12 protein-coding genes are annotated in these 12648 nt (G+C 68.2%); 9 read left to right on the top strand and 3 right to left on the bottom strand.

Features of this window, described 5'->3' with window-relative positions:
- Position 1: 1 nt before the first annotated feature.
- The 7 genes from G6N53_RS07905 to G6N53_RS07875 all read left to right on the top strand — a co-directional run bounded on the left by G6N53_RS07905 (position 2) and on the right by G6N53_RS07875 (position 5907).
- Positions 2-385: a DUF7715 family protein gene (locus G6N53_RS07905; protein ID WP_163887973.1), complete on the top strand. Its 384-nt coding sequence runs from the start codon at positions 2-4 to the stop codon at positions 383-385.
- Positions 386-565: 180 nt separating this feature from the next.
- Complete coding sequence (gene thiC, locus G6N53_RS07900) at positions 566-2149, top strand: phosphomethylpyrimidine synthase ThiC (protein ID WP_163887972.1); 1584 nt, start codon at positions 566-568, stop codon at positions 2147-2149.
- Positions 2146-2973 carry a bifunctional hydroxymethylpyrimidine kinase/phosphomethylpyrimidine kinase gene (thiD, locus tag G6N53_RS07895; RefSeq protein WP_237166456.1) on the top strand — a complete coding sequence of 276 codons (828 nt, stop codon included), beginning with the start codon at positions 2146-2148 and terminating at the stop codon, positions 2971-2973. Before thiC ends, thiD begins: the two co-directional genes overlap by 4 nt.
- Positions 2973-3584: an alpha/beta hydrolase family protein gene (locus tag G6N53_RS07890; RefSeq protein WP_163887971.1), complete on the top strand. Its 612-nt coding sequence runs from the start codon at positions 2973-2975 to the stop codon at positions 3582-3584. Before thiD ends, G6N53_RS07890 begins: the two co-directional genes overlap by 1 nt.
- A 14-nt stretch (positions 3585-3598) precedes the next feature.
- A complete protein-coding gene (locus G6N53_RS07885) occupies positions 3599-4123 on the top strand; it encodes a septum formation family protein (RefSeq protein ID WP_237166455.1) in 525 nt (174 codons plus the stop codon).
- Between the two features lie 21 nt (positions 4124-4144).
- Positions 4145-5632 (top strand): flavin-containing monooxygenase, encoded by a 1488-nt coding sequence (locus G6N53_RS07880; RefSeq protein ID WP_163887970.1) that lies wholly within the window; start codon positions 4145-4147, stop codon positions 5630-5632.
- Positions 5633-5640: 8 nt separating this feature from the next.
- Positions 5641-5907 carry a DoxX-related protein gene (locus G6N53_RS07875; protein ID WP_163887969.1) on the top strand — a complete coding sequence of 89 codons (267 nt, stop codon included), beginning with the start codon at positions 5641-5643 and terminating at the stop codon, positions 5905-5907.
- Here the strand turns inward: G6N53_RS07875 and G6N53_RS07870 are convergent.
- The gene (locus tag G6N53_RS07870) at positions 5874-7106 is read right to left on the bottom strand and encodes a TetR/AcrR family transcriptional regulator (protein ID WP_163887968.1); all 1233 of its coding nucleotides are present in this window, start codon (positions 7104-7106) and stop codon (positions 5874-5876) included. The two genes, G6N53_RS07875 and G6N53_RS07870, sit on opposite strands and share 34 nt — an antisense overlap.
- Positions 7107-7257: 151 nt before the next feature.
- Here G6N53_RS07870 and G6N53_RS07865 point away from each other — a divergent pair, with 151 nt between their 5' ends.
- Positions 7258-8424: an APC family permease gene (locus G6N53_RS07865; protein ID WP_237166711.1), complete on the top strand. Its 1167-nt coding sequence runs from the start codon at positions 7258-7260 to the stop codon at positions 8422-8424.
- Between the two features lie 8 nt (positions 8425-8432).
- Positions 8433-9722: a uracil-xanthine permease family protein gene (locus G6N53_RS07860; protein ID WP_163887967.1), complete on the top strand. Its 1290-nt coding sequence runs from the start codon at positions 8433-8435 to the stop codon at positions 9720-9722.
- On the opposite strand, the gene G6N53_RS07855 is transcribed toward G6N53_RS07860, so the two are convergent.
- The gene (locus G6N53_RS07855) at positions 9676-11142 is read right to left on the bottom strand and encodes a M28 family peptidase (RefSeq protein WP_163887966.1); all 1467 of its coding nucleotides are present in this window, start codon (positions 11140-11142) and stop codon (positions 9676-9678) included. The genes G6N53_RS07860 and G6N53_RS07855 overlap by 47 nt on opposite strands.
- Positions 11139-12647 (bottom strand): M28 family metallopeptidase, encoded by a 1509-nt coding sequence (locus G6N53_RS07850; RefSeq protein WP_163887965.1) that lies wholly within the window; start codon positions 12645-12647, stop codon positions 11139-11141. Before G6N53_RS07850 ends, G6N53_RS07855 begins: the two co-directional genes overlap by 4 nt.
- Position 12648 lies beyond the last annotated feature (1 nt).

The raw sequence follows: 12648 nt of genomic DNA, 5'->3' as shown, positions 1-12648 counted from the left end.
AATGAAAATTCTTGTGGCTACCGGCCTTACGCAGGGCACCGATCCCGACGACTATCACCACTGCGTGGAGCACGAGTTGGTGTGGATTCAGGAACCGTGCGATCGGGACCGTCGCAACCCGGACAGCCCCTGCGGCTGTGGACGCGGATTCGCCGGCGCGGCATCGCATCGGGCGACGACGACGGCGATGGTCGTGGAGTCGGAGATGACCCGCGACGACGTCGTCCTGGCCTTCCACACCAGCCTCAGCGACGGTGGGTGGCCGCCGGCATGGGCCGAGGAAGTCGCTGACGACAATCTGGTGATTGCCGCGCAGCTTCCCGTCGGCGCCATCATCACCCGGCAGCTGGAGCGCTTCTTTCTACGCGGCGCGCTGTTGCGTTAGCGGCCCGATCGCCCCAGGGAGATCGGCGGGATGACACCGCAGGGTTCCCTAAGCGCGGTCGCTGCGCTAGCGTGGCACCGTCCACACGCGGGAGCACGCACACAAGCGCGCTGAGAGGACGGGTAGGCCCGTCGACCGTACGAACCTGACCGGGTAATGCCGGCGTAGGGAGAAGCGCTCATGCCTGATATTTCTGTCGATCCGTCCGTCACCACCGGTCCCATCGCGGACAGCACGAAGATCTACCGGTCCCCCGACGGACTGCCCTCGGCCAGGGTGCCGTTTCGCAGGGTCAACCTCACCAACGGTGAGCATCTGGACCTCTACGACACCTCGGGTCCCTACACCGACGACAGCGCGGTCATCGACCTGACAGCCGGCCTGCCCGCCCGGCCCGGCGTGGTGCGCGACCGCGGCACGCAGCTTCAGCGGGCCCGGGCCGGCGAGGTCACCGCCGAGATGGCCTTCATCGCCGAGCGGGAGGGGGTGCCGGTCGAACTCGTGCGTGACGAGGTGGCCCGGGGGCGTGCCGTCATCCCGGCCAACCACAACCATCCCGAAGCCGAACCGATGATCATCGGCAAGGCGTTCGCCGTGAAAATCAATGCCAACATCGGTAATTCGGCCGTCTCCTCTTCTGTCGCCGAGGAGGTCGACAAGATGGTGTGGGCCACCCGGTGGGGCGCCGACACCATCATGGATCTGTCCACCGGTCGCGACATCCACCTCACGCGGGAGTGGATACTGCGCAACTCGCCGGTGCCCGTCGGCACGGTTCCGCTCTACCAGACGCTGGAGAAGACCAACGGCGACCCCGCCGAGCTGACGTGGGAGTTGTACCGCGACACGGTGATCGAACAGTGTGAGCAGGGCGTGGACTACATGACCGTGCACGCGGGGGTGCTGATGCGCCACATCCCGCTCACCGTCGACCGGGTCACCGGGATCGTGTCACGCGGCGGCTCGATCATGGCGGCGTGGTGCCTGGCGCATCACCAGGAGTCGTTCCTGTACACCAACTTCGAAGAGCTCTGCGACATCCTGGCCCGCTACGACGTGACGTTCTCCCTCGGCGACGGGCTGCGCCCCGGTTCGATCGCCGACGCCAACGACGCCGCCCAGTTCGCCGAGCTCGAGACCCTCGGCGAGCTGACCAAGATCGCGAAATCCCGCGGCGTCCAGGTGATGATCGAAGGCCCGGGGCATGTCCCGATGCACAAGATCGTCGAGAACGTCCGGCTCGAGGAAGAGCTGTGCGAGGAAGCGCCCTTCTACACCCTCGGGCCGCTGGCCACCGACATCGCACCGGGATACGACCACATCACCTCGGCCATCGGTGCCGCGATCATCGCCCAGGCGGGCACCGCGATGCTGTGCTACGTCACGCCCAAGGAACATCTGGGCCTGCCGAACCGCAAGGACGTCAAGGACGGGGTGATCGCCTACAAGATCGCCGCCCATTCGGCCGACCTGGCCAAGGGGCACCCGCACGCGCAGCTTCGCGACGACGCGCTCTCCCACGCCCGGTTCGAATTCCGTTGGCAGGACCAGTTCGCGCTGTCGCTGGATCCCGACACCGCGCGTGAGTTCCACGACGAGACGCTGCCCGCGGCGCCGGCCAAGACCGCCCACTTCTGCTCGATGTGCGGCCCCAAGTTCTGCTCGATGCGGATCACCCAGGACGTGCGGGACGCGATGGCCGACAAGTCGCGGGAGTTCACCGAGGCGGGAGGCAGGGTCTACCTGCCGGTGGTGACGACGTGACGTTCCTGCCGCTGAGCCCCCCGGGTCAGACGCCACTGCGCGTCATGACGATCGCCGGTTCGGACTCCGGCGGCGGCGCGGGCATCCAGGCCGACATGCGGACCTTCGCGCTTCTCGGCATCCACGGCCTGGTGGCGGTCACGGCGGTGACGGTGCAGAACTCGTTGGGCGTCAAGGGCTTCCACGAGATACCTGTCGACGTCATCGCCGGCCAGATCACCGAGGTGGCCACCGACATCGGCGTCCAGGCCGCCAAGACCGGCATGCTGGCGTCCTCAGAGATCATCGACACCGTCGCCGAGACCTGGCGGTCACTCGACACAGGCGCACCGCTGGTCGTGGACCCGGTGTGTGCCTCCATGCACGGTGACCCGTTGCTCCATCCGAGTGCGCTGAACTCATTGAAGGACAAGCTTTTTCCGATCGCCACGCTGGTCACTCCCAACCTCGACGAGGTGCGCCTGCTCACCGGCATCGAGGTCGTCGACGACGACAGCCAGCGCGCAGCGGCCCGGGAACTGCACGCCCTCGGCCCGCAGTGGGCGCTGGTCAAGGGTGGCCACATGCGGTCCTCGGCCCACAGCCCCGACCTGTTGTTCGACGGCACCGACTTCCACGAGTTCGATTCTCCCCGGATCGACACCGGACACGACCATGGCGCCGGCGACACATTGGCGGCCGCGACCGCCAGCGCCCTCGCGCACGGTTACCCGGTTCCCGACGCGGTCGCGTTCGGGAAGCGCTGGGTGACCGAATGTCTTCGCGCCGCATACCCGCTGGGCCACGGCCACGGACCGGTCTCCGCACTCTTCCGGCTCGGCTGATGGACCAGATCGCCGGCATCGTGCACGAGCCCGCCGGCACTGCCGTGGGCGCGGTCGCCCTGACACACGGCGCCGGGGGTAGCAGGGAGTCACCTCTTCTGCAGGCGATCTGCGAGCAATGGGCACGCCGAGGCTGGCTGGCGGTGCGCTACAACCTGCCCTACCGGCGGCGCCGCCCGAAAGGTCCCCCGTCGGGCTCGTCGGCCGCCGACCGCGCGGGAATCCTCGATGCGGTGGCCGCGGTGCGCGATTTCGTGGACGGACCGGTGATCGCCGGCGGGCACTCCTACGGCGGACGCCTCACCTCGATGGCCGTCGCCGACGACGGCCTCGACCTCGACGTGCTCACCCTGTTCTCGTACCCTCTGCATCCGCCCGGAAAGCCGGAACGCGCGCGTACCGAGCACCTGCCGCGGATCGCCGTGCCGACGGTGTTCACCCACGGCACCGCGGACCCGTTCGGCAGCATCACCGAACTACGCCCGGCCGCCGCGCTGGTCGCCGCCGAGACCCGGATCCTCGAGATCACCGGCGCCCGGCACGACCTCGGTTCCAAGAAGCTCGATGTGCCTGCTCTGGCCGTCGATGCCGCACTGGGCCTGCTCGGCTGAGCTATCGTCAGACGGTGACCGCGCCGCCCCCTCCGCCCCTGCCCTATCAGGGCGGCCAGCCCGGCTGGTATCCACCTCCGCCACCCCCGCGCCGGAAGAATACGAAATGGTGGGTGCTGGGCGGCATCGTGCTCGCGCTGGTGATGATCATCGGGACCGGCGCCGTGATCTTCATGGTGGTGACCAGTGAGGGCAACGTGACGGCCACCGACCTGGAGGTCGGTGAGTGCCTGGCCGAGATACCCCAGGGTGACAACGTGACCCGGCTCCAGACCGTCGGCTGCGACCAGCCGCATGCCGGCGAGGTGTTTGCTCTGCTGACGGTGCCCGGCGGGGACTTCCCCGGCACGGAGGCCATCGACACCTACGCCGAGAAATGTGCCCCCGAGCTGGCCGTGTACGCACCCACGTCGACGACCGACGACGGAGTGCAGCTCTACGTGCTCTACCCTTCGGCCGAGACCTGGGAGGACGGCGATCGGGCTGTGACCTGCATTGCAACCCTCGACCCGCCGCGGACCGGTTCGTTGAAGGGCTGATACCTCGGGTACCGTTTATCCATGACTTCGGAGCGCTTTGACGCGGTCATCGTGGGTGCCGGCTTTGCCGGCATCGGTGCCGCGATTCAGCTGAAGCGGATGGGCTACGAGAACTTCGTGATCCTGGACCGCGAGGACGACCTGGGCGGGACGTGGTACGTCAACCACTACCCGGGCCTGGCCGTCGACGTTCCCACCACCACGTACTCGTACTTTTTCGAGCCGAATCCGAACTGGTCGCGGCTGTTCGCAACCGGAAACGAGATCAAGCAGTACGCGGACGACGTCGCCGACAAGTACGACGTGCGCCGCCACATGCGGTTCAGGACCACCGTCGAGGGCGCGCGGTGGGACGAGGAGGCCACGCTCTGGCGGGTGGCCCTGGCCGACGGCCAGACACTGTCCACCCGCTACCTGATCACCGCCACCGGCTTCCTGTCGCAGCCGCACGTCCCCGACATCCCGGGGATCACGGAGTTCGACGGCCGCATCATCCACACCACCGCGTGGGATGACTCCTACGACCCGGCCGGGGATCGCATCGGGATCATCGGCACCGGCGCCACCGCCGTGCAGCTCATCCCGGAGTTGGCGAAGAAGGCCGCCGACCTCACGGTCTACCAGCGAACCCCGATCTTCGTGGTGCCCAAGTTCGACCTGCACTTCTCCGAGCGCGCCAAGCGACTCTTCTCCCGGGTGCCGCTGACCCAGCGCATCATCCGGGCCGTGACCGACTCCATCTACGAATGGGTGGTCTCGGTGGGTGTCGTGCACTACTGGCGGACACGGGGGCGGTTCAACGTCGCCGCCGCTGACCTTTCCAAGACGATGCGGTGGGCGACGATCCGCGACAAGAAGCTCCGGGCCAAGCTCACCCCGGATTACGACTTCGGCTGCAAGCGGCCCACGTTCTCCAACAGCTACTACCGCACCTTCACCAAACCCCACGTGCACCTGCAGGACACCGGGATCGCCAGGATGGAAGCGGACGGCATCGTCGCCAACGACGGCACCAAGACCGTTGTCGACACCCTGGTGCTGGCCACCGGCTTCGACCTGTGGGAGGCCAACTTCCCGGCCATCGAGGTCATCGGACGCAACGGGCGTAACCTCGGGAAGTGGTGGCGCGACACCAGATTCCAGGCCTACCAGGGCATCTCGATGCCGCTGTTCCCCAACTACCTGTCGCTGGCCAGTCCGTACGCCTTCCTCGGGTTGAACTTCTTCAACACGATGGAGTACCAGATGCGGCACATGGAGCGGCTGTTCGCAGAGATGCAGCACCGCGGCGCCAGCACGTTCGAGGTGACCGAGGAAGCCAACAGCCGGTACCTGAATCGGATGACCGAGCTGCTCGGCGAGTCGATGTTCCTCAACGCCGACTGCGCATCGGCACGGTCGTACTACTTCAACCCCAGCGGTGAGCCCAGCCTGCTGCGGCCGATGTCCACCCGCAGGGCGATCAAAGAGGCCGGCGAATTCCCGCTGACCGACTACCAGATCAACTAGGAGTAACAGTGCCGAAAGAGAATTCGCGTGTGGCGACCATTGGCGGGCTGGCGCTGGCTGTCACCGGACTGGCGCACTTCGTCGCTCCGCAGCTCTTCGAGGGGCTCACCGAGTCGGCGTTCCCCACCGACACCCGTCGGCACGTGTACATCGACGGTGGCATCGAGACCGCTGTCGGACTGGGTCTGGCGGCACCACAGACCCGCAAGTTCGCCGTCGCCGCCATGATCGGTTACCTGCTCTACATGGCAGGCAACGTCGTTCGCAACCGGTAACGGCCCAGCAGCGTCATGTCCACCAGCCGTTGCACCGTCGTCCTGACTTCGGTCGAGTTCGAGTAGCGCACCAGCCGGCCGAGGTCGATCACCAGCGACATGGCGGCGTGCACCGCGAAACGCGCCTGGCCCGCAGTCCATTCCGGCCGCACGGCGACCACCAGCTCGACCCATGTCTGCACTGTCGACCGCTGAAGATCCCGCAGGATCCGCTGGTCGGCTGCCGTCAAGTTGAGCCGCTCGCTGTAGTAGACAGTTTCGAGTTCGGGTTGGCTGAACGACCGCGTCACGTACGCATCGATCACCGTCGCGAGCGCTTCCTCGGGGTCGCCGACGGTGGCCACGATCTCCGCCAGCTCAGCGGACAACCGGTCCGAGGCGCGACGGAAGGCGGCGGCGAGGATGTCGCTCTTGCCCGAAAAGTACTTGTAGATGCCGGAAGTCGGGATGCCCACCGCTGAGGCTATGTCGTCCATGCTGGTGTCGCGATAGCCTCTGAGGTTGAACAGCCTCATCGACTCGGTCAGCAGCGCTTCGTATTTGGCCGGTGAAGACGTGCCGCGGCTCAACGACGGATGGGGTTCGTGCTGTGCCCCTGCGTCGGGAAGGTCTGTGGCGAGCAGCTTCCCGACGAGCTGTGTCAGCAGAACCTGCACCTGGGCCGCCGGCAGCTTGGCCCGGTGGTCGACGATGCTGCCGATCACCGAGAGCACCGCCGTCGACAGTGTCGAGAGCTGGCGGGGCGTCAGCTCTGGACGAAGCGCCGCCAGCGGTCGGTGGATCCGGTGATGCACCGTGCGGAGCTGGTCGAGCAGCAGGGCCTGGTCGTCGTCGTGCAGGTAGCGGGCCTCCCACCGATACAGACCCCCGGCAGCCCGGTTCGCCATCGCCGTCTCGATCAGCGCCGACACCAGACCGTCGAGCACCTGCTGCGGTGGCGCGCCGTCGACGTCGATCTCCGCGGTGCCGTCCACCAGTTGCTGACCCAGGTTCAGCACCGCACCGCGAAAGAGCTCGTACTTGCTCGAGTAGTGGCGATACAGCGCCGCGGCCGAGATCCCGACCCGTGAGGCGATTGTCTCCATGCTGACGCCGTGATAACCCAGTTCGCTGAACGCCTCGGCCGACGCGCGCGCGATCTGCGCCTTACGATCCTTCGGCCGACGTCGGATGCCGTGATCACCGGCGGTGCGCGCCATGGCGCTCACGATATCGGAGTCCGCGGCCCGCCCGGGAATCGCCGTTCACTTAGGGGAGGGCGACTAACCTTGCCCGGTGACCTCGTCGCACGGGCCGCAACTGCAGCGGCGACTCGGGACGTTCGACACCGTGATCCTCGGCCTCGGGTCGATGATCGGAGCGGGGATCTTCGTCGCGCTCGCACCAGCCGCCGCCTCGGCAGGGACCGGCCTGCTGGTCGGGCTGGCGATCGCCGCGGTGGTGGCGTTCTGCAACGCGATGTCCTCGGCCCGGCTGGCGGCGCGCTACCCGGAGTCCGGGGGCACCTACGTCTACGGCCGCGAGCGTCTCGGCCCGTTCTGGGGTCACACCGCGGGGTGGAGCTTCGTGGTGGGCAAGACCGCGTCCTGTGCGGCGATGGCGTTGACCGTGGGGTACTACGTGTGGCCGGCGTACGCACCCGCGGTGGCGGTCGCCTCGGTGGTCGCGCTGACGGCGTTCGGGTACGCCGGCATCCAGCGTTCCGCCCTGCTCACCCGGGTCATCGTGGCTGTCGTGCTGGCGGTGCTGGCCACGGTGGTGGTCGTCGTCCTCGGTTTCGGCGGCGCAGACCCTGCCAGGCTGGCCGTCGGACCCGACGTCACCGGCTACGGCGTGCTCCAGGCGGCGGGACTGCTGTTCTTCGCGTTCGCGGGCTACGCCCGCATCGCCACCCTCGGCGAGGAGGTGCGTGATCCCGCCAGAACCATCCCCCGTGCCATCCCGCTCGCGTTGGGGATCGCCCTGCTGGTCTACGTGCTGGTCGCCGCCGCGGTGCTCGCCGAACTGGGCAGCGCCGGTCTCGCCTCGGCGAGCGCGCCGCTGGCCGACGCCGTGCGGGCGGCGGGATTCCCGGCGCTGGTGCCGGTCGTCACCGTCGGCGCCGCTGTCGGTGCGCTCGGCGCTCTGCTGGCACTGCTGCTCGGCGTATCTCGGACGACGCTGGCGATGGCCCGTGATCATCACCTGCCGCATGCACTGGCAGCCGTGCACCCTCGCCACCGCACACCGCATCGCGCGGAGCTGGCCGTCGGGGTCGCCGTCGCGCTGCTCGCGGCGGTGGTCGACGTCCGCACCGCCATCGGCTTCTCGTCGTTCGGGGTGCTGCTCTACTACGCGATCGCCAACGCGTCTGCCTTCACGCTGGGGCAGGGTCGGGTGCTGCCCGCGCTCGGCCTGGCCGGCTGTCTGATGCTGGCGGTCACGCTGCCGGTGACCGCGGTGCTGGCGGGGACGGTGGTGGTGCTGATCGGCATGGTCGCCTACTTGGCTGGCGGCAGGCTGCGTCATGGTGTGTAGTCGCAGGCGTGCGACTTTCCTGGAAGCCCGTTGATTCACGGTCGGATCCGGACTTCGTCGTCGCGCCCGACGAGCGGCTGAGCTGGCCGCGCACCCTGGGGCTGGGCGCCCAGCACGTGGTGGCCATGTTCGGCGCCACGTTCCTGGTACCGGTGCTCACCGGGTTCCCGCCGGCGACGACGCTGTTGTTCTCCGGTGTCGGCACCATCCTGTTCCTGCTCATCACCGGCAATCGACTACCGAGCTATCTGGGATCGAGCTTCTCGGTCATCGCTCCGGTCACCGCCGCGGTCGCCGCGCAGGGCACCGGCAGCGCGCTCGGCGGCATCGTCGCGGTCGGGCTGCTCCTCATCCTCGTCGGCGCGGTGGTGCACCTGGCCGGTACCCGCTGGCTCGACCTGACCCTGCCGCCGGTGGTGACGGGCGCGGTGGTCGCTCTCATCGGGTTCAACCTGGCACCGGCAGCCAAGTCGAACTTCGAGGAAGGCCCGCTGCTCGGTTTGGTCACGCTGGTGCTGCTGGTCGGCGCGCTGGCGTTGTTCCGCGGCATGATCGGCAGGCTCGCGATCTTCCTGGCGGTGGTGGCGGGTTACCTGCTGGGGCTGTTCCTCGGCGACGTCGACACCTCGGCGATCGCCTCGGCCGCGTGGATCGGGCTGCCCGAGTTCCAGACGCCGGCGTTCACCCTGTCGGTGCTGCCGATGTTCCTGCCCGCGGTGATCGCTCTGATCGCCGAGAACATCGGCCACGTCAAGTCCGTCGGCCAGATGACGCGCACCGACATGGACCCGCTGATGGGCCGGGCACTCGCCGCCGACGGGGTGGCCACCACGTTGGCCGGCTTCGGCGGCGGTTCGGCGACGACGACCTACGCCGAGAACATCGGGGTGATGGCCGCGACGCGGGTCTACTCGACCGCGGCGTACTGGGTCGCCGCGGCGGTGGCCATCGTGTTGTCGTTGTGCCCCAAGGTGGGCGCGGTGATCTCGGCGGTGCCGGCCGGCGTGCTCGGCGGCGCCACCATCGTGCTCTACGGCCTGGTCGGCATCCTCGGCGTGCGGATCTGGCTGACCAACCACGTCGACTTCTCCAAGCCCGTCAACCAGATGACGGCCGCCATCCCGTTGGTCATCGGAATAGCCGACTTCACCTGGCAAGCAGGAAATCTGACCTTCACCGGGATCGCACTGGGTTCCATCGCCGCGTTGCTGGTCTACCACGGAATGCGACTGCTGGGCTTCCGGCCCGGCGCTAGGACGCAGGCCGATGGCGCCGATCCCGCGCCGGCACCCCGTTGACGCCGTCGATCGTCTGGGCGTAGCTGCCGACCGCGAACGCGACGGTCGAAGCCGTGATCCCGAGCGCCACGCGGTCGATGTTGTCGATCGTGTCCCGAGGAGTGTGATAGTTCGGGTCGAAGGCGATTCCTGCCTGTCCACCCCAGATCCGTTCCTGGACTTCTGTTTTCCGCTGTGACGACCCGGTGGTTATGCCGCCGATCGGCACGCCCGCCGCCAGGAACGGGGCGTAGTCGGTGGTTCTGCCCAGTGGCATGTCCGCCGGGCGCACCCCGGCCAGGTTGAGGCGTCCGGCCAGCATGCGCTCGATGCCGGCCGTGCCCTCGGGGACCTCACGGAGCTGCGGGCCGGTCACCGACGACTGGTCGCCGTCGTCGGTGAAGTAACCGGCGTTGGGCGAGGCGACCATGTCGAAGTTCAGGTAGAGCGCGATGTCGTCGAGTTGTTCACCGGTCAGCGAGCGGACGTAGTCCGTGGAGCCGTCGGCGGAGATCTCCTCGGCTCCCCAGAACGCGAACCGCACCGCGTTGCCTTCCGGCGGCCGGGCGCCGAGTTGCAGTGCGGTCTCCAGTACCGCAGCCACACCCGACCCGTTGTCGTTGATGCCCGGTCCCGACCGGACGCTGTCGAGGTGCGCGCCGACGACCACGACGTTGCCGGTGTCGCCGGAGGCGGTCTGCGCGAGCACGTTCCGCGACGTCGTCATCACCGGTTCGTTGTCGAGCACCAGTGTCACCGGCCTGGTGGTGCGTCGCAGCGCCGCATCCGCAGCCGGGTCGATGATGCCGACCGGAACAGTGAGATTGCCGTAGTAGCCCGGGCTGTACAGACTCGCCGGGGCGCCGACCGGTTTGGTCGGGTTAGCCCGGCTGACCACCAGCAATCCGACCGCTCCCTCGGCGAGCGCGGCGTCCTGCTTGTCGACGATCGAGCACTCGCTGTCGTCGACGACCGCGATGGCGCCCTCGACCGACACCGAGTCGTAGTCGTCCTGCTCGCACCCAGCGGGCTCACCCGGCCTGAAGGTCAGCGCGCGTAACCCGCCCGGTGGCGTGGTGATCAGCAGCGACGCCTGGTCGACCCGGTGCTCACGGCCTGCCACGGTCAGCCCCGGCTCGCCGCCGCGGGATCCGGAGAGCCGTTCGAACTGCGGTGTCTGCACGTCGAATCCACTCTCCCGCAGCAGGTCGGCGACATAGTCGACGCTGGCCTGGTGCCCCGGTGAACCGTCGGCCCGGTTGCCGTCGTTGGCATCGGCGATCCGCTGCAGCTCCACCAGATGGCGGTGGACGCCGTCGACGGTCACCTTGTCCGCCAGTTGCGCACCCAGCGCCGGTTCGGTTTCGGGGGTGTCCGACGCGCAGGACACCACGGCCGTGACCGTCAGCATCGCGACGGCCGCTGACCACCGCCGCGTCATGACTCTTCGAGCTGGTGACGGGTACGGTCCTCGCGCACCGGAATGCCGTTGCGGCCACGCTGGTCCTGGGCGTACAGACCCACCGAGTAGGCGACGCCGCCACCGTGGATCTGCATCGCCGTCCGGTCGATCTTGTCCAGTGTGTCGGTGTCCTTGTGGTAGTTCGGGTCGAAGGGCTCGTCGGCCTGACCGCCCCAGATTTCGGCTTGCCGTGCCGACTTCTCCGCTTCTGCACCCGAGAACAGGCCTCCCGCAGGGACTCCCGATCTGGTGAACGCGTCGTAGTCGGACCTGCCGTTGAACGAGGTGTCCTCGCCGGGCTTTCCCTGCCGGTCGAGGTAGTCCACCAGGGTCCGTTCGATTCCCGCGGATCCCTCGGGGATCCGGGGATTGCCTTCGCGCGGGTCGGGAGCGGTGGACTGGTCACCGTCATAGGTGAAGTACCCCGGGTTGGGCGAGCCGATCATGTCGAAGTTGAGGTACAGCGCGATGTCCTTGAGTGCCTCGGCGTCCAGCGACTCGACATAGTTACTGGAACCGAGCAGCCCGAACTCCTCGGCGCCCCAGAACCCGAACCGGACGGCATTGTTGATCTGCGGTGAACTTCCCAGCTGCAGCGCAGTTTCGAGCACCGCCGCGACCCCGGATGCGTTGTCGTTGATCCCGGGCCCCTCGGCCACGCTGTCGAGATGCGCTCCGACCATGACGATGTCGGCTGTCGAACCCGTCTTGGTCTGGGCGATCACGTTGCGGGTCTGTTCGATCCGGACCCCGGCGTTCAGCGTGAGCGCCGTCGGGGCACCCGACTGCCCGCGCAACTGCGCACCCGCGTCCCTGGTGACGCTGACGACCGGGATGCGTACCTCGGTGTCCTGCCCGAGGGTGCCGCCCATCTGGTCGCCGTCCTCGTTGTTGGCGACGATCAGCGCCACCGCGCCGCGCTCCGCGGCCACGGCCTGCTTGGCACCGAACGGGCACGACCCGCGATCGACGAGCACCACCGCGCCTTCGACGGGCAGCCCGTCGTAGTCATCGGCCGTGCAGCCCGGAGTGTCCTCGACCCGGGCCGGCAGCAACGGACCGGTGACGCCGCCGGGTTCGGTGCCTATCGTGTACTCCAACGGCCGGGCTTCCACGGAGTCGCCTGCAACGGTCAACGCCGGCTCGTCGGCCCACGGGATCCGCACCTCGAACTCCGGGGTGTCCACGTCGAACCCCTTGTCCCGCAGCGCATCGACGACATAGTCCAGGCTCGCGTCATATCCCGGGGTGCCGAGCGCGCGGTTGCCTCCGTGGGCGTCGGCGATCTCGGCGAACCTGCCGAGGTGCGCCATCATCGCATCGACGGCGACCTTCTCTCGGAGTCCGTCGGCGAACTCGACCGCAGCGGCCGGATCAGGATCCGGGGTCGGCGCGGGTACTGGAGTGGCCTGCCTGCTGCAGCCGCCGATCGCGAGGACCACGACCGCCAGCGCAGCCGTGACCGTGCGTTGAGTGCGCGTCACG

The organism is Mycolicibacterium hippocampi, from assembly GCF_010723735.1.
In the GTDB taxonomy this organism is placed as follows: Bacteria; Actinomycetota; Actinomycetes; order Mycobacteriales; family Mycobacteriaceae; genus Mycobacterium; species Mycobacterium hippocampi.
Note: the sequence above shows the minus strand (reverse complement) of the source record. Positions and strands in the feature narration are given on the sequence as shown.

Excerpts from the sequence above, each read along its gene's own strand:
- G6N53_RS07870 (WP_163887968.1), bottom strand. The coding sequence starts at position 7,106 with ATGGCGCGCACCGCCGGTGATCACGGCATCCGACGTCGGCCGAAGGAT.
- G6N53_RS07905 (WP_163887973.1), top strand. The coding sequence starts at position 2 with ATGAAAATTCTTGTGGCTACCGGCCTTACGCAGGGCACCGATCCCGAC.
- G6N53_RS07855 (WP_163887966.1), bottom strand. The coding sequence starts at position 11,142 with ATGACGCGGCGGTGGTCAGCGGCCGTCGCGATGCTGACGGTCACGGCC.
- thiC (WP_163887972.1), top strand. The coding sequence starts at position 566 with ATGCCTGATATTTCTGTCGATCCGTCCGTCACCACCGGTCCCATCGCG.
- G6N53_RS07865 (WP_237166711.1), top strand. The coding sequence starts at position 7,258 with ATGATCGGAGCGGGGATCTTCGTCGCGCTCGCACCAGCCGCCGCCTCG.
- G6N53_RS07890 (WP_163887971.1), top strand. The coding sequence starts at position 2,973 with ATGGACCAGATCGCCGGCATCGTGCACGAGCCCGCCGGCACTGCCGTG.
- G6N53_RS07880 (WP_163887970.1), top strand. The coding sequence starts at position 4,145 with ATGACTTCGGAGCGCTTTGACGCGGTCATCGTGGGTGCCGGCTTTGCC.